We start from the raw sequence: 24,063 nt of genomic DNA on the forward strand, positions 1-24,063 counted from the left end.
ACTCAAATGAGCCACGAATTAGGCAAGCGAACCGGTAAAGGAGCCAAGCGGTTGAACTATAAAAAGCTTTTCCTGGCGAGCTTGCTGGCAATTTTCACCTCAGCCCCCTCCTTCGCGACCCCTGTTCGGCTCTGTAACAGCACTGAGTTCTGGCCACCCTATAGTTTCATGAAAAATGATGTGATGCGGGGCATTCACACCCAAATACTCGATGCTGCCTTTGCTGACATCGGGCTCGACTATGAACTGATCCTGCTGCCGTGGAAACGATGCCAGGACAGAGTGGCAGCAGGTGAACTCGACGGCATTGTCGGCATTTCCTATACGGAAGAACGTGGTGCTCTTTTTCGGTTTCCGTCTCATGAGGGGGAAGGTGACGCAATCACGCCCCTGGTACCAAAGCAGGCACTCAGCGATGTTGAATTTGTCGTGATCACCCACGCAGACACACCCGCGCCCGTCAGCATTTCAGTCGCAACGCTTCCTGAGCCGGTGGGGGTTCTGCTAGGTTACCGATCTGCAGGCACAATCGCCGAGGCTGGCAAGCAGGCGCAAATTGTTGCCAAACAAAGCAGCCTGTTTCAGATGCTGGAGCGAAGGCGTATCGCCTCTGTCGTGGCTCTTAGAGGAGCAGCAATACATTATGTATCAAGAAGCGAGCAACCTCTTGTCATCCATGAACCCGCTCTATGGTCCACCCCTCACTTCCTGGCCTTTGGCAGAAACGTTGAGCTTGACAACACCTCAGTCAACCGCATCTGGCAAGCCATCGCTAACGTCAGAGGCAACAAAGGTTTAATGGCCCAGCTTCAGGCAAAGGTAACGACCGAGCTGGCTCCTTGCTTCAATGAACAAACCACCTGCGACTGACTACGCTTAACGCTGCGTCAAACGCATCTCAATGCGTCGGTTCCGGCTGTAGGCGAAGATATTCTCGGCTGGATCGATGGGTTGAAATTCACCAAACCCGGTAGCCGCCAAACGTTCCGCCGGCACGCCAGCAGAGATCAAGAACTCCACGACGCTGATGGCGCGGGCTGCTGACAAGTCCCAGTTATTGCGGAACTGTGCGTTTGAGATCGGCCGTACATCTGTGTGGCCGTCAACACGCAAAATCCAGCTCAATTCAGCTGGTATTTCTCGTGAAATGGTGAGGAGAGTCTCCGCGAATTTTCGCATTTCCGCGCGGCCTTCAGGGCCAAGCTCTGCACTACCTGAGCCAAACAAGAGCTCGCTTGCAAAGACGAAACGGTCACCCTCTATTCTGATTTCAGGACGGGAGGATAAAACTTCCTTGAGGCGGCCAAAAAATTCTGACCGGTAGCCCGCAAGCTCTTCCACCTTGCTCGCGAGTGCGCGGTTCAGCCTGCGTCCCATATCCACGATCACGGCTTGGTTGCGCCGGTCTCGTTCCTCACTCGCCTGAAGGGCTGCTTCCAGCCGACCAAGCTGTTCCTGAAGCGCGGTGATATTCCGCTGCAGGCGTGCGACTTCCGCTCTGGCGCGCATGGATATTTCGCGCTCCTCGGTAAGCTCACCGGACGATAACGCGTATTGTTCCTGAAGGCGGTTGGCTTCAGCCTCGAAGCGCTCCCGAGCCTCCGTCATCTCTGCAAGCCTGGCTTCGCTTTCGCTCAGGCTCGCACGGGTGCTGTCGAGGGACGCAGACAGACTATCCCGGTCTTTATTGGCGGAGGTAAGCGAGGCCGATAGCTCAGCCATGCTTTCCCGAAGCGCTGAGTTGGCCTGCTGCTCCATCTTCAAAAGATTACCGAGCTGGGCCACCTGCCCCCTGAGCTCCGCAAGCGCCTGATCACGCCCGGACAAGGCTTGGCCTAGAAAGAACTGAGCCAGCACAAACATGGACAGGAGAAAGATGATAACCAGCAGGAGCGTGGACAAAGCGTCCACAAAGCCCGGCCAGCTGTTATCAGGCCCCGCCCCGCCTATGCGTCGCCGCGCGCCGATCATGCGTCTGGTGTTCCGTCATCATCACGCCGCGCGCTCAGGCCCGTGGGACGAGACGGCATCTTGGCAGGGGCCGCATTACCGTCCATGCCTGCGGCAATGGTGCGGGAAAGCAGTTTGAGTTCAGCCCGCAAGGCTTCAATCATATTATCAGAATTGCGTTCCTGCTCATCAATAAGCCGCTTGATACCCACATCCAGGTTGCGAATATGGCCTTTGGTGGCTTCATCCATCGCGGGCGATACCACAGGCGCTTCCGGTGCCCGGTGAGCAGTGGCCAGCTTTTCAATGGCTGACGCCAGCGCTTTTGATGCTTCGTCACCCTTTGCTATATGGGCACTTTGTGCATCCATTTTATCGGCGAGCATGGCAAGCGATTCGGCAATAGAGGTCATAGTATGCTGTGCTTGGCTGCGGCTGTCTTCCGAGCTTTTGAGTGTACGCTGCAGGCGGTCTATGCCATCTGCTGTCTGCTCCATCAAGGCTGTCATGTAAGCGTTGGGGCTCGCCATGCCTTCAGAGAGTTCAGAGCGCGACAGATGTGTGACAGACGCAAGCCAATCCTCAACGTTATTATAAAACCGGGTTTGCGCCTGACTGGCCTGCAGATCCAAGAAACCGAGGATAAGGCTACCGGCGAGACCAAAGAGCGAGCTTGAAAATGCGGTGCCCATACCGGCAAGTGGTGCTTCAAGGCCTGCTTTCAACTCGTCAAACATCAGCGCCATGTCACCCCCGTCCACGGTCAGCCCGTTAATGGTTTTGCCAATAGCACCAATAGTGCCCAAGAGGCCCCAGAACGTACCCAAAAGCCCGAGGAAGATCAGAAGTCCGGTGAAATATCGGCTGATCTCGCGGCTTTCTTCAAGGCGGGAGATAATGCCGTCCAGCACTGAGCGCATGGAAAGCGTGGACAATCGCATGCCACCTTCTTCCTGCGCGGACAATAGGGCAGCGGCAGGTGCCATCAGCTTCGGTGTAACGCTTGCCGACGCGCTCTCGTGTCGCTTGAACGCTGCGATCCATTCCACCTCGGGGGAAAGGTCAAACACCCTGCGATAGGCGAATACAGTCCCGATCAGAAGTGTCGCCACAATCACACCGTTCAGCGCAACATTCGCCATGAAGGCGTCGATCATCGCATCCTTGAGAAGCGCCACGAGCACAACCACTGCTGCAAGGAACAGTGTCATGCGAATGATAAACTTTCTCGGCTTTTGCATCGTGCCCTCGCTTCCCCACGGTGGAATTCAAACTACTCCAAATACTTGGCTATAGTTTAAGGGCAATTTTATGACTGTAAATGGCGATTTACGGGGTGATAAAATATGGCGGAGAACCGGGCTCTTTACGCAGCCTGCAAATGCTTAGCCATAATCTCTTGGTGCTGTTTTGGATGCGCAAGTAACATTTCATCAGCCAATGCATTCATTTTCGCAAGCGACGGTATGGCGTTTACACGGCTCAGATAAGCTGCAAACCTTGGCCATTTCGCTTCATCTAGCCTCCAGTCAGCCCACACCGCATTTCGGACCATCGCACCAATCATCAAATCAGCTACGCTAACGTCGCCACACAGGAAACCCTCATCCGGGACTTCCCGTTCAAGATAATCCAGCGCCTTGGGGAAATGGTCGTTGAGCGCACTATCGATCAGCGCCTGGTCCGGTTCCTGTTTGAGGACCGCTGGTTTCACGCGCTTCTGGAAAAAGAGATTAAAGATGATGTTGCGACCGAAATGATCATCAGCATATTCCTCGAACCAACGCGAGCGAGCCCGCGCCTCCAGATTTTCCGGATAAACCCTTGTCTCCGGGAAACGCTCTTCAAGATACTGCGCGATCACACTCGAGTCTGGGATAGTAAAATCACCAACCCTCATCACTGGGATGCGCCTTAAAGGGCTGATTTCGGAAAAGTCTTCTTCTGCCCGAAAGGGCACAAGGGGGATGCAGCGGAAGGGCACACCTTTTATGTCCAGAATCGCCAGAACCTTACGGACATATGGGGAAATTGGGGTACCAATAATGGTAATCTCGTCTCTCAAGATATGTCCTCCTCGCTGCAGGGGTAACAATAGGCCCCGCGCCGCGTTTCTCAAGGTTTTTCAAAGGCACACACGCGTATGCCAGCTATTCAAAAATGAAGTAAACCAATGTGAGCCCCTGTCCAATGCTATTCATCTATAAATTACAAGAAATTGACACCGCGCAACGGAAAAGGCCGCCTCGAAAGGCGGCCTTTGATACACATTAATGTTTGGATATTAACCCGCCATTTGGCGATGCACACGTTTGATCACACGCTGCATGGGGGCATGAAGCTGGTCGTTCGCCGCAATAATGTCGCCGGATTTAAGCATGTCGGCTGAGCCCTTGTAGTCACTTACATAACCGCCAGCCTCTTTCACGAGCAGGATACCCGCGGCGATATCCCAGGTCGATAGCCCAGCTTCCCAGAAACCGTCATACCGACCAGCCGCCACATAGGCGAGGTCAAGGGCTGCAGAGCCAAAGCGGCGGATGCCTGCAACATTGGGCATAAACTCTGCCATTTCAGCCATGAAGGTCTCGTGATCGCCACGGCCCTTGAACGGGATACCTGTGGCAAGAAGCGCGTTTTCCATCTTGTTGCGGCCAGAAACACGAAGGCGTGCTTCATTAAGGTAAGCGCCCTGCCCCTTCTCGGCCCAGAACAGCTCGTCTGTCAGCGGTGCGTACACAACACCCGCAGTCAGTTCGCCACGCTCTTCAACCGCGACCGAAATCGCAAAGTGCGGCAGCCCATGAAGGAAGTTCGTGGTGCCATCAAGCGGGTCGATAATAAAACGAACATCATCACGCTTGCCTTTCACCTCGCCGCTTTCTTCCAATAGGAAACCAAAGTCGGGCCGTGCGCGATGCAGCTCTTCAAACAGGATTTTCTCAGCGCGCTTGTCTGCTTGCGAGACAAAGTCAGCAGGGCCTTTTTTGGAAACCTGAAGCTGCTCCACTTCACCAAAGTCGCGGCGCAGGTTGCGGCTCGCTTTAAGGACGGCAGCAACCATGACATTCATTAGAGGTGAACGACGGGCCATTAGAAATCTCCGATCTATTCTCGGGTTATACTCAAAACAAAAAGGATACGTGCAGACCTTAGTCTGCGCGGCTCACATACTCACGCTCTACGGTAGAAACAACGATCCGGTCACCCGCACTAACAAAAGGCGGAACACCAACACGCAGACCATTTTCGAGAATAGCAGGCTTGTAGGAACTTGAAGCTGTCTGACCTTTTACAACAGGTTCGGTCTCGGTCACTTCAAGCGTTACTTTTTCAGGCAATCTCACGCCCAACGGCTTTTCGCCGTGAAGCTCGATTACAACGGTCATACCGTCTTGGAGAAAGACACTGTCTTCGCCGATATCTTCATCGGAGATAGCGATCTGTTCGTAAGTAGTCTGATCCATGAAGTTATACATGTTACCTTCAACATAAAGGAATTGATAATCCTTCTGCTCAAGGGTCACGCGTTCAACTTTTTCGCTGGAACGAAAACGTTCATTCAGCTTGGTGCCGTCTACGAGGTTTTTCAATTCAACCTGCAAATATGCGCCACCTTTACCAGGCTGGGTGTGGGCAATTTTAACTGCGCGCCACAGGCCACCTTTATGCTCAATCACATTACCCGGACGAACGGCGTTACCGTCGATTTTCATGGAGCACCCCTTAAGATCTCATAAGTGTCAAAGAACAAGTTGGGCCGCGATGTATCAGATTCGACCGTAGTATGCAATGGGTGACATGTGGTGGAGCAGCCGTGCGAACCGCGCATGGCTCGGCCTATTCCGGGTCCAGGTCAAAGACCCTAACGCCCTCCGGCATGACTACCCAGCCATGCCTGCGACAATCATAGACCGAGTCTTGGGGCGGCGGGAAATCAGGGTCCGCAAAAGCACCAACGGCAATACTTACACCACCCTCAACACCTTCTTCCGTATGATAGATCGTGCTGCCACAGACAGGGCAAAAACGGAAACAAAATGAAGCACCGGCATCCCCCGTGCGCACATATTCCGTCGCCCTGCCCGTAACAGTATAGGGCCCGCGAAAGCCGGCCAGATAGGCAAATGCGCTGCCCGTTCGCGTCTGGCAAGCGAGGCAATGACACAGCCCAACGCCGCCCGGTTCCCCTTCCACGGTGATTGATAGTTGCCCGCAGGTGCAGGATGCAGTGCGTGATAACATGAGCCTTCCCTCCTTCATGCCTTGCGGACCGTGGCACGCCCGACCCCTGACCCGCAAATCACATTGATGCGAAGGCTATGGCTTGTTCGCGTTGCGCATTTGCGAACGCTACGTTCAATTCAAAGAGATTTTCACCCGAAGTGCGAAACCCTACCTTGTTGAGAACGCAATAATCAAAGGCCACGCGGGCCAACAACATAAGCGACATATATGCAATTCGGAGATTTGAAATGACGACACAAACAACAGCTCAAGGTCCCTTCGGCCTACCGACCCTTGAGGGCATTCTCGGCGGATATTCTGATATCGGCACCACGCTCACCCGTGTCGCAGCGGGGCTATTTCTGATGCCTCACGGCGCTCAAAAACTGTTTGGATGGTTTGGCGGATACGGACTTGAGGCAACAGGCCAGTTTTTTGCGGGTCAGCTTGGCTTCTCAAACGGATACCTTGCCGCACTCGGTGCAGGTTCAGTCGAATTTTTCGGTGGGCTTCTGCTGGCCTTCGGACTGTCCACCCGCTCTTCCGCTATTGCCATCACGGTGATGTTGGCGGTTGCATCAACCTTCCACTTTGGCACCGGTTTCTTCTGGACAGACGGCGGCTGGGAATACCCAATTCTCTGGGCGATTGTAGGCTTTTCTTTCGCGCTGAAGGGCGGCGGGCGCTACAGTCTGGACCAGAAATTCGGCATAAAATACTAAATGAAAATACAAAAGGGCGGTCGTTGACCGCCCTTTTCACAAGATTCTTTTGTGTCTAACAGTTTAAGCCAAGCGCTTCATTGAAAGCTAGCACCGCAGCGGCAGGGCCTTCCGGATGGTTCCAGACGCCCGAGCATACCGCCACGAAATGCGCACCAGCCTCGGCTAGTTCACCGCAGTTCTCAGGCGTTATGCCGCCAATGGCCACGCAGGGCAGCTCTGTCACTTCATCCCATACTGTCAGGATATCCAGCTCAGGCTGGTATTCAGTCGTTTTGGTATCTGTCGAGAAAAAGGCACCGAACCCGACGTAGTTAGCGCCTTCATCACCCGCTTTATAGGCAAGGTGCATGCTGTCATGGCAGGTTACGCCAATGTCTTTACTATGCCCCAGAAGCGTGCGCGCGCTTGGCACATCGCCATCATCCTGACCCAGATGAACACCATCCGCATCCACTTGCGCCGCCAGATCCGCACGGTCATTGAGAAAAAACGCCACATCGTATTTGTGACAGATAGGCATCAGCTTCTCAGCGGCTGCAACAATCTCATCATCGGAAGCACCTTTAAGGCGCAGTTGCAGACACGCCACATCCCCCGCCGCCAGCGTTTCATCAAGAAGGGCGGCAAAACGGTCCAAATCTGAAATTTCGTCAGGCGTGATTAGGTAGAGCCGACAGGCCTCCGGGTTTTGCGACATCGTATGCTCCTCATCTTCAGTAAGCTGTGCGTCCCCGCATATGCCTGATTTTTAGGTATGCGGGAAGTAATACCACGCAAAAAAGCATGCCTGAACGAAAAACGGGGTAGCAACAACGCCGCCCCGTCTGTAAATTTGGTGACCTGAAGACCGATTACACGTCTGCCATCGACTTCCCTTGCGCGCCGAGGTCCTTAAAGGCCTCATCAAGGCGTGCCGCCATCGATTCTTCGCATTTGCGGAGCCAGACACGAGGGTCATATTGCTTCTTGAAGGGCGTGCCCGTTTCAGGGTGTACCTGCCATTTGAAAGCGTCAGCGTTGCCTTCAACATAGCCGCCAACTGCTTTTGAGAAAGCAAACTGCGTGTCCGTGTCGATATTCATTTTGAACACGCCATAACCCACAGCTTCGGTAATTTTCTCTTTTTCCGAGCCCGAACCTCCGTGGAACACGAAGTTGAGCGGGTTCATCGCCGTCCCGCGCTCAGCCATAACAAGCGACTGGCTGTTCTTGAGAATTTCAGGACGCAGCTTGACGTTACCGGGCTTATAGACGCCGTGAACGTTACCGAATGATGCCGCGACAGAGAAATGACCAAGCGGTGTGAGCAGGTCATATGCTTTAAGCACATCTTCCGGCTGGGTATAGAGGCTTGGGTTTTCAAAATCGTCATCCACGTCCGATCCAACACCATCTTCTTCGCCGCCGGTGACACCCAGTTCAATCTCAAGGCTCATGCCTAGGGGCGTCATGTCTTTCAGCACGCGGGCACATGTTTCCAGATTGTCGTCAATCGGCTCTTCGGAAAGGTCCAGCATGTGCGAGGTATAAAGCGGCATACCTTCGCGCTTTATGTTTTTACGGCTCTCGTCAACCAGCGCCTCAACCCATGGCACAAGGCCGCGGTTCGCGTGGTCTGTGTGCAGAATGACGCAAATTCCGTAATGCTCGGCAAGCAGTTGCACATGGCGAGCGGCAGATACAGCACCCAGCACTTTGGCACCGAAGCTATCCTTCATGCCCTTGCCTGCATAAAATTGTGCGCCGCTGTTTGAGAATTGGATGATGACGTCAGAGCGATTTTTTGCGGCTGATTCCATTACGGCATTGATGGAGTTTGTTCCCACCACATTAACCGCGGGCAGCGCGTAACCCTGATCCTTACAGTTCTGGACAAGAGCAGCATACTCTTCGCCAAATACGACACCTGGTTTCATGGTATTTCCCTGTATATTCCAGCTTATTGGGGCCCGATCTTCTTTTTGTTGCGTTTGCGAAATCGGTGGCCCCTTGATACACAAATGCACCTCTTGCCGCAACGCGCGAACGGCCGAAAAAGTCCAGTTTCATCGGTATTTAACACAATCTTGCCCATCAGCCTGAATTGGCAGCGCTGTCAATTTCACAGTCAAATCACCCGCGCCGACTCGGGGTACAAAAAAGCCCCCGATGAAACCATCGGAGGCTCTGGTGATTCGCAACCTCGTAGAATATTAACCAAGCGCTTCAACACCCGGTAGAGGCTTGCCTTCCATCCACTCAAGGAAAGCACCACCCGCTGTGGAGATATGAGTGAAACTGTCTTTCACACCAGCATGTGCGAGGGCAGCCACGGTGTCACCGCCACCGGCAACGCTTAGCAGTTTACCTTCGTCGGTAAGCTTGCCAGCGGCCTTGGCAAGGGCAACCGTGGCCATATCAAACGGTTCCATCTCGAACGCGCCCATCGGGCCGTTCCAGACTAACGTTTTGCATTCCATCAGCACGCCCTTCAGCATCTCAACTGTCGCGGGGCCGGCGTCAAGGATCATCTCACCGTCAACCACTGCGTCAGCCGCTTTAACCTCACTCGCGGCATGGGCCTTGAACTCACGCGCCACCACAACATCCGTTGGCAAATGTACCTTGCAGCCCGCCGCCTTGGCGTTATCGATAATCTTGAGCGCCGTGTCTTTCAGATCCTTCTCGCATAGGCTTGAGCCAATATCGTGCCCTTGCGCGAACAAGAACGTGTTGGCCATGCCGCCACCAATGATCAGGTGATCAACCTTGGCAACAAGGTTCTCAAGCACTGCCAGCTTGGATGAAACCTTCGCACCGCCAACAACTGCGACAACAGGCCGTTCTGGGTCACCCAGGGCTTTCTCCAGCGCTTCCAGCTCAGCCCCCATCGTCTCGCCCGCCGCTGAAGGCAGCAGGTGAGCAATCGCTTCAGTAGACGCGTGTGCGCGGTGCGCTGCAGAAAATGCATCATTGATATAAACATCGCCAAGGGCGGCAAATCTCGCAGCCAGCCCGGGGTCGTTTTTCTCTTCACCGTCATGGAAGCGGGTGTTCTCGATGACCACAACGTCATCATCCGGCAGCCCGCCGCAAAGCTCGGCAAAGCCAACCTTGCGACCAAGAACTTTAGCCAAAGCGGGCACAACTGGCTTCAGCGACATTTCAGGCACTTCCTGCCCCTTGGGTCTGCCGAAGTGAGCAAGCAGAACCGAACGCCCGCCTTGCTTTGCCACAGCATCAACGGTAGGCTTCACAGCCTGCAACCGTGTATCGTCGGTCACCTTGCCGTCAGCCATCGGGACATTGAGATCAACCCGAACCACTGCGATTTTGCCGGTCAGGTCACCAAGGTCGGAAATGCGCTTGAAAGCCATTGTCATAACTCCGAAAAATTCATTTAAAGACAAAAAAGGGCGACCGAAAAGGCCGCCCTGTATTTGATTAGCTCACCAGAGCCTTAACCCAACTTGGCCATCGCAACCGCTGTGTCAGACATGCGGTTGGAGAAGCCCCATTCGTTGTCGTACCAGGTCAGGATACGGACGAACTTGCCGTCGATTACCTTGGTTTGACTGCTATCGAATGTGGAGCTGTTCGGGTTGTGGTTGAAGTCGATGGATACCGCAGGCATGTCCTCGTAACCAAGAACACCTTTCAGCGCACCTTCGGCTGCTGCTTTGATGGCAGCGTTGATCTCATCAGCCGTTGTTTCGCGGCCAGCGTCAAACTTCAGGTCAACCAAGGATACGTTCGGTGTTGGAACGCGAATAGCGGAACCATCAAGCTTGCCAGCAAGTTCCGGCAGCACAAGGCCAACAGCTTTCGCAGCACCCGTTGATGTCGGGATCATGGAAAGTGCTGCTGCACGTGCACGGCGCGGGTCTGAGTGCAGCGTATCCAGAACTGGTTGGTCGCCGGTGTATGCGTGCACGGTGGTCATGTAACCGCGCTCAATGCCCACAAGGTCGTTGAGAACCTTGGCAACCGGCGACAGGCAGTTGGTGGTGCAAGACGCGTTCGAGACGATCTTGTCATCTGCGGTCAACTGGTCGTGGTTCACACCAAATACGATGGTTTTGTCCGCGTTGGCGCCCGGTGCGGAAATCAGCACTTTTTTGGCGCCCGCTGTCAGGTGCATTGCAGCTTTTTCACGCGCGGTGAAAATGCCGGTACATTCCATCGCCACGTCAACCTTCTCATCTGCCCATGGCAGTTCTTCCGGGTTGCGGATAGCTGTTACACGGATACGGTCGCCGTTAACAACAATTGCATCGCCGTCAACGCTCACCGTGCCCGGAAACGGGCCATGTACGCTGTCGCGCTTGAGAAGATAGGCGTTCATATCAACGTCGCCGAGGTCGTTGATGGCAACCACTTTGATATCGGTGCGACCGCTTTCATAGATAGCGCGCAATACGTTACGGCCGATACGGCCAAAACCGTTGATGGAAACACGAACTGTCATCCGCGGGGTCCTCCAGAAAATTAAGGGTCAGTAGGGGCTATTTATTGATTAATACTTTCTTAAAGCTTCTCGCGCACCGCTGCAACAAGCGCGTCTGACGTGATGCCAAAATGCTTGTAGAGGTCGCCCGCTGGTGCCGAAGCACCAAAGCTGTCGATACCTATATTCACACCGTCAAGGCCGGTGTATTTGGCCCAGCCGTATGTGCTCGCTGCCTCAATAGACGCGCGCACTGTACCTTCAGGAAGAACAGCAGCTTTATAAGCGCCATCCTGCGCATCAAAGAGCTCCGTACACGGCATGGAAACAACGCGGGTTGGCACACCGTCAGCTTCAAGCGCTTCACGTGCCGCAGCAGCCAGTTCGACTTCAGAACCAGACGCCATGATAACAACCTTAGGCGCACCGCCTGCTGCCTCATGCAGGATGTAACCACCCTTCGCGCAAAGGTTTTCGTCCGTATGCTCAAGGCGCTGCTGGATCGTGCTTTGACGCGTGAGCGACAACACGCTCGGCGTCTCTTTGCTTTCAAGCGCAAGCGCCCAACACTCAGCCGTTTCAACCGCGTCACATGGGCGGAAAACATTGAGGTTTGGCATAGCACGTAGGCTTGGTACATGCTCAACCGGCTGGTGGGTTGGGCCATCTTCACCGAGTCCAATACTGTCGTGCGTCATCACATAGATAGAGCGCTGTTTCATCAGCGCAGCAAGGCGAATAGCCGGGCGGGCATAATCCGTGAAGACCATGAAGGTGCCGCCATACGGGATATGTTGGCTATAAAGCGCAATGCCGTTCATCGCCGCGCACATTTCAAACTCGCGAATGCCGTAATACATATACCGGCCAGAGAAATCGTCCGCCGTGATGCCTTGGGTCTGACTGGTTTTGGTGAGGTTTGAGCCGGTGAGATCAGCCGAACCACCAATGGTTTCCGGTACAACACCGTTGATAACCTCAAGAGCCATCTGGCTTGCTTTACGAGTGGCGACCTTAACGGGTTCTGCTGCCAGCTTGGCTTTATAATCATCGATCGCAGCCGCGAAGCCTTTTGGCAGATCTTTCTTCAGACGGCGCTCAAAATCCTCCTTCACGAAAGCATCAAGAGTTTCGAACTTGGCTTTCCAATCAGCAGACAAAGCCGCACCGTTGGCACCCACCGCACGCCATGCATCAAGCACGTCAGCAGGGATTTCAAAGGGCGCATGCTCCCAGCCCAGAAACTCGCGCGCAGCTTTAATTTCATCATCACCAAGTGGGGCACCGTGTGTTGCAGCAGTACCCTGTTTGTTTGGCGCGCCGTAACCGATTGTGGTGCGACAGGCGATCATTGATGGCTGGTCAGCATTTTGCGCTTCCTGAATGGCTGCCTCAACAGCTTCCATGTCGTGGCCATCAACCGCCTGCACGTGCCAGCCCGCAGCTTCAAAGCGCGCGGATTGATCTTCACTGGTGGAAAGGTCCGTAGCGCCGTCGATAGAGATTGAGTTATCATCCCAGAGCACGATCATTTTGGAAAGCTTCAGATGCCCGGCGAGCGAAATCGCTTCCTGACTTACGCCTTCCATCAAACAACCGTCACCCGCCAGCACGTATGTGAAGTGGTCGGTGATGTTGTCGCCATATTCCTTGTTCGACAAACGCTCGGCAATTGCCATGCCCACAGATGTTGCAAGCCCCTGGCCCAGTGGGCCGGTAGTGGTTTCAACGCCGGGGCACTCACCAAACTCAGGATGGCCAGCTGTTGGGCTATGCAACTGGCGGAAATTCTTGAGATCATCGAGCGTCGGGCGCTCATATCCCGTGAGGTGCAGAAGCGAATAAATCAGCATCGAACCATGACCCGCCGACAGCACAAAGCGATCACGGTTTGGCCAGGTTGGCCACTTGGGGTCGAAACGCATGAATTTGGTGAACAAAACTGTCGCCACATCCGCCATGCCCATAGGCATGCCCGGATGGCCCGAATTTGCCTTCTGGACGGCATCCATTGAAAGAGCGCGGATCGCGTTCGCCATGCGGCTGTTGAGAATATCGTCTTGACTGAATTCTGTATCGTGCATCTTGATCTACTTGTCTCTGGGGCTGGGCGGACAGTTTCAGGCAGGTGGAAACCCGGTCACTGCGATTGCCAAAAAATTTTGGCCAAAATGGCGGGGAAGACCGAACTAGTCAACCGCGAAGCGCCTTTTAGGCTTTAAATCCGGTATTTATTCTCCCTCTTCTACGCGAGGGCAATTGACGGCACCATAGGGAAGCTCCTATCTTCAATACAAACAAGACAAATACCGCCTTTCTCACGCGCGAAAGCGCAACTGACTGGCAAATGGGGGACAATCGCCATGGCCGACAACAAGAATCACACTGCGCTTGAAAGTGCGAGGACGCGACTCGAGAGTGCACTCTCCCGTCTAGCGCAGGGTGTTGCCAGCACGCGAGAAACAATTTCTGCCGCTCAGGAAATTGCGGAAGAAAAAGTGGCTCTGAACGCACGGGTAACGGCCCTTGAGAAAGAAAACCTGAAACTCCACGAGCAGGTCGCCACACACGCGCTGGCGCCAGAGCATGACAGCGGTACAGCAGACGAGCTTGAAGCGTTGCGCGCGGAGAAAACCGCACTCGAGCAGAATTACCAATTACTCAAGCGGCAATACGCTGGCCTTCAGGACGAGATGGAAGCACTGGAAGACACGAAATCGGACGGTGCCCCAGCTGATGCCGCACTCGCTGCAGAGAATGCGCAACTGAAAGCCAGAATTCGGCATCTTGAAGATGAGAAAAACAGCGTACGCAACGACCTGGACGGTGCTATCGGACGCCTTGAGACAATGGTAGGGAGTGCCTGAGATGGCCCAGATTTCAGTTTCAGTGAATGGGAAAAGTTACCCGCTGGCTTGCGCGGACGGTGAACAGGAACAACTGCACAAACTCGCAGCATACGTCGATGCAAAGTGCAAGGATCTGACCTCCAAGCTTGGGCATATCAACGAAAACCGCATCCTTCTGATGGCGGCCGTTCTTATTGCCGATGAGTTGCATGACGCGCTTGACGGCAAAGGCGGTCCGGCGCTTATGGGCGCACTGACCGAGGAAGACATGGCCTCCGTTCTCAATGAAGTTGCCTCTGAAGTTGAGGGCATCACCGACCGGCTGGCAGCATCATAATTTTCGGTCTAAAATCAGTTCATCGCATTCAACCTGAAACAATTCTTTGATCTCTTGGTCAGTGTTTTGCTGCACGAGGTCGGCTTGTGCCTCCTCTTCTGTCGAAGCCTGACTCTTTGTTGTGCCTTCGACAGCCATTCTTGAACGAAAAAAATAATCCATGACGCAGTTCACACCCGCATCAGCAACATCCCTCGCTCCGTCACGAAAGAACTTTCCGCTCGCCTGTGAGCCCACAATAATTTCATAAGACGGAAAATAGTCTACCGACTGGTTGGCGCGAACACTGGCGTCAGCCACAGCACGCAAGATGCTTTTGGACGCGATCGAAGATTGAACCGCCCCACGCGCTTCATATGTAGCTACCAGCATAACCGGAGAAACCGTTAACAGCACTTTCAAACGAGGGTTAATACTCCAAAGAATCTCCAGTGACTTTTGCAAGTAGGTCTCAACTTGCTGAAAGCTATGGTTTGCAAACTGATGTTTCTGAGAGTCAAAATTACCGGCCAATGTTCCAGGACACAGTGGATAGACATAGTCCCGTACTGTATTCTCCCAAACCTCGGTAAGACCAAGGGTGAATACAAAGACGGATGCAGTCTGTATTGCGGATATCACTTTTGAAAGGTGGTATATTCGGTCTGCTTTCGCTTCCACAACGGAACAAAAGCCTCGTGGCACAGCACCAGGCCTTAACAGATCCACAAACTTTCCATCTTTTCGTCGGCCAATATCATAAATAGTCTCACGCTGCTCGGTCGCTTGACTCAATAAATCGTATAGCTGCCGGGTTGTATAGATGTTGCCATACCGAGCAGAAAACACACCATAGCCGTGGTCGAACCTGGCAACCAAAGGATGGGCGCGTTCGGCAACCAAATACTGTCCACCTCGCCGAACAAGTTCTCGAGCAAAATGCTGAGCAAAACAGGACCCTGCCGTTGCAAAGATATCCTTTTCAATATCGAACCGAAACTTCGGCGCAGGGTCATACTCTATCGCTTCGGGCTGTTTTCCACCAACTTGACGATTCCAAAAGTGATTGTCATCTAAGTCACCATAAGGATTCACGATCAAAGACCTCCGCAAGCTGAGCCCATACGAGTTTCCCATAGGCTCCATTTCCGTGTGTTAGCCCGCGCAAATATTCGGGTTTAAGAAAACCCTTTTCGTCTTGTGCGTTAGCCGGTGCCCTCATGGTCATCAGGCCTGCACTCAAGAGCTCTTGCTCGAGGAGAAAGACATAGGATTGGTACCATTTTAGCCTCAGCTCCTTACTAACAACTCCATGTATATCGAACAATTCCTCAAATCTCTCGAGCGAGCTTGCATCGGCTACATCCGCGATTGGCGGCGATGGCATAACGTGGACGATCGGCATTGCCGAGTATTCTCTCTTAGCCAGCAACAGACAAGCCTTCAGTTGCCTAACAGATGGGCTAATTCTATCGATGATATATTGACGGTCTAATAGCGGCACACCACGCTTTACGGTCACTTGTTCTGTAGGGGCTCCAACCGGAATAAAATCGTATGGCGGTAAGTTTGCGACATATTGCCAAAGTGCAAATTCATTGCCGAACAGGCAAGAAACAAGGACATCTGCACCTTCAATTTCATCTAGAAACCTCCTATATAGTGCAGAAGGCTGAACCCGCATTTTCTCGCCATCGTGTTGAACAATGTCGAGAATATCTGCACCTTCAGCGCGTCCGTATATTGGGTATGCATCAACAAAACAGCGTCTATCAGAGCCTGGGATTGTGACATCCAAATGCACGTCTAAACTGGCAGTGCCTTCGTCCGGCCATCGAGGCAAGGATTGAGATTTTTGCGCATCAAATTCTGGATGGCCCTCATCAAACCGCCAATGCGCTAGGGCATCAATCAAGCAAATCGTATGGCTATGCCCAAATACTGCCAATCGTTTGTTAGCCATCTATGTTTCCAACAAGATTTTCCATAGCAAGACTGGTTAACACAAGAGGCGTTGACCGTCACGCCCGGCCTTATGCTCTCTACTGGACAAAAGCGACTGCTATTGCACAAAAGCCTTAGAAGGCTTACATAAGCGGCGCGGGTTCTGCGCTGTGCGCAAGATATGCAGTAATCCCCGGGGCTATAAACACTCCTAGGGAGCTGTCCCTGGTTTGGACCGTGGTCCTTACCATACGGCGCCCACCTGATTTATCAGGCTACGGAGGATACAGACGTCAACGCGGCAGATGTGGTCCCGCACCCATTTCCAACCCGTTAGGCCATTCATGACTATCACTGAGCAGAAAAGGAAAATGCGCTTTGAAGCCCAGCGAATTCGGGCTGGCGCACATGAGATGTACGCCCTTGATGCCGCCGAGAAAGCAACCACCCACGGGCTTAACCTGTTCAGCAGCTTTGAAAAGGGTGCCATCATTGGGGCTTACTGGCCTATGGAAAGTGAGCTTGATCCCAGGCTGTTGATGCACGCACTAGTCAGGCACGGGTACCGTACCTGTCTGCCGGTTGTCGCGAACAAAAACACACCTCTGACCTTCAGGCTATGGCAAGTTGGCGACCCGCTGGAGGCGGGCACGTTTGGTACACAGCATCCCCCTTTGGATGCCCCAGAGGTCGTGCCCGATGCCCTCATTGTTCCCCTGCTTTCCTATGATGCTGACTGTTATCGGCTTGGATGGGGGGGTGGTTTTTATGACCGTACGCTGGCAGCCCATAGTGAGATAAAAGCATTTGGCTTTGCCTTTGGCGCTCAAATCGTTGATCATGTGCCACGTGAAGCCCACGATTGGCCCCTTCAGGGTGTCATTACCGAAGAAGGTGTAATCTTGCCCCGCAAGCAGAATGCGTTAGGTTCACTCTAAGCCCCTGTCTCGATTTGAAAGAAGACACATTAATTTATGCGACTGTTGTTTTTAGGTGATTTGATGGGCAGGTCCGGCCGCAGTGCAGCCGCAGACGCTTTGCCGACGTTGCGCGAAAAACTGAAGCTGGATTTCGTTGTTGTGAACGGCGAGAACGCCGCATCAGGATTCGGGATCACCAGCAAAATTGCAGGCAGCACCATTCAGGCTGGTGCCGATGTCATCTCCGGCGGCAACCATACTTTTGATCAGAAAGAAATTTTAACTGCCATTGGACAAGATGACCGCATCTTGCGCCCCATCAATTACCCGGAGGGCACGCCTGGCCGTGGCTTCGGCATCTATAACGCGCCGCGCGGTAAAAAGGTGATGGTCATCAACGCTATGGGCCGCGTGTTTATGAACGCGATGGAATGCCCTTTCCGTGCTGTTGACGCGGTCCTCAAAAAATATCGGCTTGGTGCCACGGTCAACGCCATTATTGTCGATTTCCACGGCGAGGCGACATCAGAAAAAATGGCCATGGGTCATTATCTGGACGGTCGCGTGAGCCTGGTTGTTGGTACCCACAGCCATGTGCCCACAGCAGATTGCCAGATACTGGACGGCGGCACCGCCTACCAGACCGACGCTGGCATGTGCGGCGATTACAACAGCGTCATCGGCATGGAAAAAGAGGAGCCCATCAGCCGTTTCCTGACCAAAATGAACAAGGAACGCTATTCACCCGCCACGGGTGAAGCCACCGTATGCGGCACCTTTGTGGAAACCGACGACCGTACCGGCCTCTCGAAACGCATTGAACCAGTGCGCATAGGCCCACGGCTGATGGAACACATGCCGGAGGTGTGAGCCTTATATGTCTGCCTCAATAACATCTCCTGTCATTATCACGGGCATACATCGTAGCGGCACCAGCCTGTTGGCAAGAATGCTTGAAGCAGTGGGGCTTTTTGTTGGCAACGACCTGCAAGCCGATCATGAGAGCATGATCATGATCAACGTCAACAACAAGTATTTTCAAATAACTAACAGCAGTTGGGATGCGCCTGCATATCCGGAAGTAGTGCCAACCGGTGAAAATTACATTGAAACGATATTAACCGCCAACGCTGAACTGATTGCCGAAAAATTTGGCCCTATGGATGGCTTTTGGGGCTTTAAGGATCCGCGCACGCTGACCACTTTACCCTATTGGCTTAAAACCTTTCCCGATGCCAAGGTCATCTATATCCGGCGCAGCCCTTGGGATATTGCACGGTCGCTCACGAAGCGACATCAAAAAATGATCAAGGATGGCCTTTTCCCGCCTGAGGGAAATTTCTCCGTATCCAAGGTACAATTCACCCAGCGCTGTGCCACCATCGATGGGAGCCTCAGTTTTGCCATGGAACAACACAGATTCTTCAACGCGCTGGTTCAAAATGGGACTGTAAAGAACCATCTTGAACTCTGTTACGAAGAGCTAGTACACGATCCCTTATTCCAGGTCTCTCGACTGTGTGAATATCTTGAGCATCCGGCAACGCAATCGCAATCGCTCCAGGCGGCCAGCATACCTCGGCGCAACAAAAAAATGGATGAACAGCTCGCTTTCAACAGCTATTTCTCTGCCCCACAATAATTTTTTTGCGGCATGCCAGTACTCAACGGCGTATAGGTATCTGCATCATAGCTCTCCTAACATTGCTCATTGGTAAGTCTGATATTTGACATCTTACTACGGTATGTTCACATAGAACCGATACTTAGAAGCTGTACCTAGAAAGGGTCACAATGAAAAAAAACCTTGCCTGTTACCCTACCCGCTTTGGCAACATGATCCACGATAGAAGGGACCAATGTATTGGCCAGTCACTAAAGGTATATGGCGAATGGGCACCTGGAGAAATTGCTGTTCTTAATAGCATTATAGAGCCGGGGAATTGTGTTCTGGATATTGGCGCAAATATCGGCTTTCACTCGGTTTTCTTCTCTCGAAAAGTAGGGGAAACGGGCACAGTAATCTCGTTCGAACCCGTCGACACCAACTATGAGATTCTGACGCTCAACCAACAAATGAATAACCTCGACAACCTCACGCTCTATAAAGCCCTAGTAAGCAGTTCTTCAAAAATTGTACGCTCCCCCAATTTCCAACTGAATCAGCAAAATCTGGGAGCCACGAGTTTTCTGGGCGAAGAGGAAACGAATGCTCCCGTTACCCCCCTACTACAGCTTAGCATTGATGACCTGGAGCTTAATAAGTGCGCGCTTATTAAGATTGATGTTGAGGGCATGGAAAAAGACGTATTTGAAGGTGCTAACAACACACTCAAGCGACTACAACCAATACTGTTCTTTGAACAGAACTCGGAAAACAACTTTTTGGTCATTCAAGACACTTTGCTTCGCCTCGGCTATAAGTGTTTCTGGTCAGTTACCAAGGCCTTTCCCAAGTTTAATATCCGCAAAAACTCGCAAGACATATTCGCAGGAAACACCGAGACCAACATCCTTGCGATACCAGACAATATGGTTGAAAAATTCGGCTTTCTTCAGCATCTCGCCGGCGTGGACGCCAAAACCTATAACCGACCGGATCTCTCCGAACTACCTGACCAATATTATGTGCAATCACATGTACTCACGCAGGTTGACCTTCAATGGGCACATTTTCTCTCTAGTTTTTTCCGGGCATAATTATTGACGAGATAAACAGATGAAGCCAACAGCACGCAAAATACGATATTCTACGAAACAAAGCGCCCTACTGGTTGATCATCCCATACCTGATATCGACAATGATCCACTTTTTTCCCAGATTTTTAACGCAGCTCGCCCCTATAGCATGACGGCAAAGTCTGCCATGTTTGCCTTGTATAGTGCAATGAACTACGTACTCGACCAGAACATTTCAGGGGACTTTGTTGAATGTGGTGTTTGGCGTGGTGGCAGCTCGCTTCTAGCGGGTTTAATTCTGAAAAAGCGGGGCGTAACCAACAGATCTCTCTACCTATATGACACATTTCAAGGCATGACTGAACCGACCAAGCATGATGTCGATAAAAACGGTACATCCGCCCACTCCATGATGGAAAAATTCAGCGATGAAAATGGATGGTGTTATGCTTCTGTAGAAGATGTCACTCAGACCTTCAGGCAGCAAAACTTCCAGTTTCCAGTGAATTTGATCAAGGGGGATGTGCTTAAAACCATCCCTAAAAAACAGCCTAAAAATATATCCATCTTACGGCTGGATACTGATTGGTATGAATCCACCAAATGCGAGTTGGAAAACCTGTACCCCAAACTTTCAAAAGGTGGGGTGCTGATCATTGATGACTATGGCCATTGGGCAGGAGCTAGAAAAGCCGTAGACGAGTATTTCTTAGAGGTCAACGCTCCCCTTCTTATACGAATAAACGAGGATGTACGCCTTGCTATCAAGCTAAATTAATCTACTGAAACAACCACATTATCCGCCTCGAGGACGAGGCACTTTGAGCTCAAGCTGAAACTAGGAAAACCCGATAATATTATGTCCCAAGCTCCCATCCATAACGGTAGAAAACACCTTCTGATTGTCACCCACAACGTTGCGGGTGAATTCAAGGGCGGCGGCATCGAAGTATACCAAGAACAACTGAAAAAAATATCGGGCTATTACGCCTCCATGCTCTATCCGACCCTAATTGATGGCAAACCTCACTGGCGCTTGGTATATCGCGGGGCGAGGGTTATAGATCAGCCTCTCGAACACGTTAAGACTGGCGGTCGTGCTCGCAATGCTGAAGGCGCACGGCTGTTTCGTGAACTGCTCCAACGTTTCAAGGTCGATATCGTACATTTCCAGCACCTGCTGGGCCTACCACTATTATTGCCGCAGGTTTGCCGCGAGCAAGACGTACCCTGCGTCTTTACTTGGCATGACCATTACCTGATCTGTCAAAAGTATGTCCTGCTCGACTACAACGCCCGGTATTGTAATACTCTTGAAGAGCCCGTCAGCCAGTGCGACTTTTGCCTGCAAATCACACACAAGGCCGCCCCGGGATCACAGACAAAACGACGCAATTCAGTTGCAACCATACTACAAGCCTTTAACGCCATTGTTTTTAATACTGCCTTCTCCCGTGATGCCATGATGAGCATCTATCCAGACGCGCCCATAGGCGGAACTCATATAATAGAAATGATGATGCCTCACGGCGCCCCCAAGGGCCAGGTAAGCACCCGTAACGACACAGAGGAGCTGCGTGTAGTAATTCCAGGCACCTTCACGACCTTCAAAGGGGCCGTACCCACCATACGCCTGATGGCTGGTATGACACATTTGCCAATCCGCTTCACTGTATTGGGCCCTGTGCATGAAGACCGTATTGAAAACCTGTTGAAAGAGGTGGAGTTACCAAACACCAAATTCGTTGGAGGTTATGTACCGGAAGACGCCATCAAACTCATGAGCGAACATGACGTTTCACTGCACCTGACCATAGCGCCAGAAAGCTATATGATAGCCCTCAGCGAGGCTTGGTCTGCAGGTATCGTACCCATCGTCACAAACCTTGGCGCCCCAGGCGAACGCGTTCAACACGGCAAGAACGGCTTTGTCGTGTCTCCATATAGTCTCGGGCGGATACATGACATCTTGATGGATCTACACAACGATCGCGAAAAGTTGCGGAACATGCAGAACACAGCGCGCGCTACTAAAGTGATGAGCGCCAAAGAGCACCTGACCCAAATCAAGGCACTTTATGATTCCCTGACAGACACCCGCGCTCCATAAACTGACTGAGCCATGTTAATCATGCGTCTCGATGGTCGTTTTAAGCGCCCCTTGGTTTCCTCCCTAGCTCATACAGCAGCGTCCTGTTTATGGCCCGCCACATGTTGTCGTTGGCACTAGGATTAGACCCGCGCTGACGATTGCAAATTCCGCTCTTCCAGGTCGTCAACACATCGACACGGCTGTACATAGGGTTGTGCAACGAGACGTTTGCATTATAGTTTGATCGAAACCGACGATAGCTCACAACCCGTCAAAAGGGTGGTTGGTCACTCAAATACAAAGCTCCACCCCAACCTAAGTTCAAGCAGGCGATTGGTTAATACAGATGTCAGAAGAGAAAGTTTTCTATAACAACATCAATCGCCACCTTCTGAATATATGCCCTGAAGCCGAGCGTGTATTGGAGTTTGGCTGCAGCTCCGGGCTCTTCATGGGCGCTTACAGGGAGAGATTTCCGGAGACCTATAGTGTCGGCGTTGAACTTTTTGATGTCGCCGCGAACGAAGCTCGTCAACACTTTGATATGGTCTTAACCGGAAATGCTGAAACGGTAGACCTGCTGGCCTCTGGCTTTGAGCGAAATTCATTCGACCTAATGATATATGGCGACGTCATTGAGCACTTTGTCGACCCGTGGAAAGCTCTGCAAACTCACCTGGAATATTTAAAACCGGGAGGTACAGTCTGCATTTGCATACCCAATGTGTCGCATTGGAGCATGATCTACGCGCTTGTTAACGGTAACTTTCGGTACCAGGATCAGGGCTTGCTCGATAGGACACATCTGCGCTTTTTTACCCGCTCTACCTTTATCGAGTTATTGACAGGCGCTGAACTAACAGTCGAGACGTGCAACAGCATTATCGTGAATGAAAAGAAAACCCAGCAGGCTGTAGCCACGCTAGCCAAGCTGCTCGACAAATCTCCGGATCAGGTTAGCGCGGACCAAAAAAGAGATTGGTCAACCTATCAATACCTCTTCAGGACCCGGAAACCTGCACAACAATAAACCACAACCGCACGAACACACCGGGTTAGCCTTACGGCCATACCTTCGACTACTGGATGCCTTTGATATAAAGGACATCATCCGCAAGCATCTTGCCCAGCTCGGTTTCTTGATTGGGATCGTTGGCATAGTTGTTAGGTGTATGATGAATGAAACAAACAGTGTCAATTTTTTGGGTATGAACAACGAATGGTATAAAATTACGAGAATACATACCTTTTTGTACGTTGCAAAATGTAATGCCTGCGGCTGCTTTTTCCCGAATTCCCCAAGGGCTATGCTCAGGTATCGAAGTCGGGCCAGCCAAATGCTCCGCCATCAGAGGTCTGTCCAGCAAGTACATGCCCTGATACAACCTCGGTAAATTTACAAACATTCTCTGACTTTGAAAATTGATTCGTGGCAGCTCGTTGATATCATGAGCTTTTAAACAGTCACTACTATACCAGCGGTCATCGCCATCTTTTTTCTCCACCCGAAGAAAAGACGGAACAACGTTGTATTGTCGCAATACTTCCCTAGCAGCCGTCCAGTATTCGATATTCGCTTTGGTTAACAAAATATCGTCTTCCAAATACATGAAATGCGAAATTGACTGATCATCAAACCACCGGCGAAACACATAAAGGTGAGACCAAGCCAGCAAGTAGGGGTGCCCCAAGCCATAAGGCGTGAAAAATGAATATTCGAATCCCTTACCCCCAACTGTATCGTGAATTCTCTGTAACTCATCTTCGTCGCTGGTGTTTGTAACTATCACCACCTTCACCTCATCGGCGAGGCTCGAAAAATGATCAGAAATAATGTTCAAATACTGCAGTCGCGCCTCGACATAGTGAAAAGTGACCGCAATTGCTAATTTTGGGGGAAGCATGAAAACTCTCTAAAATTAAATGATGTTAGAT

Annotated in this window: 25 protein-coding genes and 1 other RNA gene; 12 read left to right on the top strand and 14 right to left on the bottom strand. The window is 52.0% G+C overall.

What is annotated here, in order from left to right; all coding sequences use genetic code 11:
- Positions 1–6: 6 nt before the first annotated feature.
- The gene (locus ACOOGA_RS05305; RefSeq protein WP_420429845.1) at positions 7–870 is read left to right on the top strand and encodes a substrate-binding periplasmic protein; all 864 of its coding nucleotides are present in this window, start codon (positions 7–9) and stop codon (positions 868–870) included.
- Positions 871–876: 6 nt separating this feature from the next.
- Here the strand turns inward: ACOOGA_RS05305 and ACOOGA_RS05310 are convergent, their stop codons facing one another.
- From ACOOGA_RS05310 to ACOOGA_RS05335, 6 genes are all read right to left on the bottom strand, one after another.
- The gene (locus ACOOGA_RS05310) at positions 877–1,971 is read right to left on the bottom strand and encodes a peptidoglycan -binding protein (protein WP_420429846.1); all 1,095 of its coding nucleotides are present in this window, start codon (positions 1,969–1,971) and stop codon (positions 877–879) included.
- The gene (locus tag ACOOGA_RS05315; protein WP_420429847.1) at positions 1,968–3,191 is read right to left on the bottom strand and encodes a flagellar motor protein MotA; all 1,224 of its coding nucleotides are present in this window, start codon (positions 3,189–3,191) and stop codon (positions 1,968–1,970) included. Before ACOOGA_RS05315 ends, ACOOGA_RS05310 begins: the two co-directional genes overlap by 4 nt.
- A 125-nt stretch (positions 3,192–3,316) precedes the next feature.
- Positions 3,317–4,015, bottom strand: coding sequence for a glutathione S-transferase family protein (locus ACOOGA_RS05320; protein WP_417460626.1), 699 nt, complete (start codon positions 4,013–4,015; stop codon positions 3,317–3,319).
- Between the two features lie 219 nt (positions 4,016–4,234).
- On the bottom strand, positions 4,235–5,044 hold the full coding sequence (locus ACOOGA_RS05325; protein ID WP_417460627.1) for an inositol monophosphatase family protein: 810 nt from the start codon (positions 5,042–5,044) through the stop codon (positions 4,235–4,237).
- 58 nt (positions 5,045–5,102) lie between these two features.
- Positions 5,103–5,666 carry an elongation factor P gene (efp, locus tag ACOOGA_RS05330; RefSeq protein WP_420429848.1) on the bottom strand — a complete coding sequence of 188 codons (564 nt, stop codon included), beginning with the start codon at positions 5,664–5,666 and terminating at the stop codon, positions 5,103–5,105.
- Positions 5,667–5,790: 124 nt separating this feature from the next.
- Positions 5,791–6,195: a GFA family protein gene (locus ACOOGA_RS05335; RefSeq protein WP_420429849.1), complete on the bottom strand. Its 405-nt coding sequence runs from the start codon at positions 6,193–6,195 to the stop codon at positions 5,791–5,793.
- Positions 6,196–6,425: 230 nt separating this feature from the next.
- Here ACOOGA_RS05335 and ACOOGA_RS05340 point away from each other — a divergent pair, with 230 nt between their 5' ends.
- A complete protein-coding gene (locus tag ACOOGA_RS05340; RefSeq protein ID WP_420429850.1) occupies positions 6,426–6,899 on the top strand; it encodes a DoxX family protein in 474 nt (157 codons plus the stop codon).
- Between the two features lie 55 nt (positions 6,900–6,954).
- Here ACOOGA_RS05340 and thiE read toward each other — a convergent pair whose 3' ends face one another.
- The 5 genes from thiE to tkt all read right to left on the bottom strand — a co-directional run bounded on the left by thiE (position 6,955) and on the right by tkt (position 13,412).
- A complete protein-coding gene (thiE, locus tag ACOOGA_RS05345) occupies positions 6,955–7,599 on the bottom strand; it encodes a thiamine phosphate synthase (protein ID WP_420429851.1) in 645 nt (214 codons plus the stop codon).
- A gap of 154 nt (positions 7,600–7,753) precedes the next feature.
- On the bottom strand, positions 7,754–8,818 hold the full coding sequence (fbaA, locus tag ACOOGA_RS05350) for a class II fructose-bisphosphate aldolase (protein WP_420429852.1): 1,065 nt from the start codon (positions 8,816–8,818) through the stop codon (positions 7,754–7,756).
- A gap of 276 nt (positions 8,819–9,094) precedes the next feature.
- Positions 9,095–10,264, bottom strand: a complete 1,170-nt coding sequence (locus ACOOGA_RS05355) for a phosphoglycerate kinase (protein ID WP_420429853.1) — start codon at positions 10,262–10,264, stop codon at positions 9,095–9,097.
- Between the two features lie 77 nt (positions 10,265–10,341).
- Entirely contained in the window at positions 10,342–11,349 is a 1,008-nt protein-coding gene (gap, locus tag ACOOGA_RS05360; RefSeq protein WP_420429854.1) for a type I glyceraldehyde-3-phosphate dehydrogenase, read from the bottom strand.
- A 59-nt stretch (positions 11,350–11,408) separates the two neighbouring features.
- Positions 11,409–13,412: a transketolase gene (gene tkt / locus ACOOGA_RS05365; protein WP_420429855.1), complete on the bottom strand. Its 2,004-nt coding sequence runs from the start codon at positions 13,410–13,412 to the stop codon at positions 11,409–11,411.
- Between the two features lie 279 nt (positions 13,413–13,691).
- Here tkt and ACOOGA_RS05370 point away from each other — a divergent pair, with 279 nt between their 5' ends.
- Both ACOOGA_RS05370 and ACOOGA_RS05375 read left to right on the top strand, forming a co-directional pair.
- Positions 13,692–14,195, top strand: a complete 504-nt coding sequence (locus tag ACOOGA_RS05370; RefSeq protein ID WP_420429856.1) for a hypothetical protein — start codon at positions 13,692–13,694, stop codon at positions 14,193–14,195.
- Between the two features lies 1 nt (position 14,196).
- The gene (locus ACOOGA_RS05375) at positions 14,197–14,514 is read left to right on the top strand and encodes a cell division protein ZapA (RefSeq protein WP_420429857.1); all 318 of its coding nucleotides are present in this window, start codon (positions 14,197–14,199) and stop codon (positions 14,512–14,514) included.
- Here ACOOGA_RS05375 and ACOOGA_RS05380 read toward each other — a convergent pair.
- Together ACOOGA_RS05380 and ACOOGA_RS05385 are read right to left on the bottom strand one after the other, a co-directional pair.
- Entirely contained in the window at positions 14,509–15,588 is a 1,080-nt protein-coding gene (locus tag ACOOGA_RS05380; protein ID WP_420429858.1) for a GSCFA domain-containing protein, read from the bottom strand. The two genes, ACOOGA_RS05375 and ACOOGA_RS05380, sit on opposite strands and share 6 nt — an antisense overlap.
- Positions 15,572–16,456: a hypothetical protein gene (locus ACOOGA_RS05385; protein WP_420429859.1), complete on the bottom strand. Its 885-nt coding sequence runs from the start codon at positions 16,454–16,456 to the stop codon at positions 15,572–15,574. The genes ACOOGA_RS05380 and ACOOGA_RS05385 overlap by 17 nt, the downstream gene beginning before the upstream one ends.
- Positions 16,457–16,594: 138 nt before the next feature.
- On the opposite strand from ACOOGA_RS05385, the gene ssrS reads away from it, so the two are divergent.
- From ssrS to ACOOGA_RS05425, 8 genes are all read left to right on the top strand, one after another.
- A non-coding RNA gene (gene ssrS / locus ACOOGA_RS05390) (6S RNA) lies at positions 16,595–16,755 on the top strand.
- A 53-nt stretch (positions 16,756–16,808) separates the two neighbouring features.
- On the top strand, positions 16,809–17,375 hold the full coding sequence (locus ACOOGA_RS05395) for a 5-formyltetrahydrofolate cyclo-ligase (RefSeq protein ID WP_420429860.1): 567 nt from the start codon (positions 16,809–16,811) through the stop codon (positions 17,373–17,375).
- 36 nt (positions 17,376–17,411) lie between these two features.
- Entirely contained in the window at positions 17,412–18,227 is an 816-nt protein-coding gene (locus tag ACOOGA_RS05400) for a TIGR00282 family metallophosphoesterase (protein WP_417460641.1), read from the top strand.
- 7 nt (positions 18,228–18,234) lie between these two features.
- Positions 18,235–18,999: a sulfotransferase gene (locus tag ACOOGA_RS05405; protein WP_420429861.1), complete on the top strand. Its 765-nt coding sequence runs from the start codon at positions 18,235–18,237 to the stop codon at positions 18,997–18,999.
- Between the two features lie 152 nt (positions 19,000–19,151).
- Positions 19,152–20,057, top strand: a complete 906-nt coding sequence (locus tag ACOOGA_RS05410; RefSeq protein ID WP_417460642.1) for an FkbM family methyltransferase — start codon at positions 19,152–19,154, stop codon at positions 20,055–20,057.
- Between the two features lie 19 nt (positions 20,058–20,076).
- Complete coding sequence (locus ACOOGA_RS05415; protein WP_420429862.1) at positions 20,077–20,814, top strand: TylF/MycF/NovP-related O-methyltransferase; 738 nt, start codon at positions 20,077–20,079, stop codon at positions 20,812–20,814.
- Positions 20,815–20,895: 81 nt separating this feature from the next.
- Positions 20,896–22,146, top strand: coding sequence for a glycosyltransferase (locus ACOOGA_RS05420; RefSeq protein WP_420429863.1), 1,251 nt, complete (start codon positions 20,896–20,898; stop codon positions 22,144–22,146).
- Between the two features lie 328 nt (positions 22,147–22,474).
- Positions 22,475–23,158: a class I SAM-dependent methyltransferase gene (locus ACOOGA_RS05425; RefSeq protein WP_420429864.1), complete on the top strand. Its 684-nt coding sequence runs from the start codon at positions 22,475–22,477 to the stop codon at positions 23,156–23,158.
- A gap of 49 nt (positions 23,159–23,207) precedes the next feature.
- Here ACOOGA_RS05425 and ACOOGA_RS05430 read toward each other — a convergent pair whose 3' ends face one another.
- Positions 23,208–24,032 carry a hypothetical protein gene (locus tag ACOOGA_RS05430; protein ID WP_417460646.1) on the bottom strand — a complete coding sequence of 275 codons (825 nt, stop codon included), beginning with the start codon at positions 24,030–24,032 and terminating at the stop codon, positions 23,208–23,210.
- Between the last annotated feature and the right edge of the window lie 31 nt (positions 24,033–24,063).

The organism is Kordiimonas sp. (assembly GCF_965216265.1).
Classification (GTDB): Bacteria; Pseudomonadota; Alphaproteobacteria; order Sphingomonadales; family Kordiimonadaceae; genus Kordiimonas.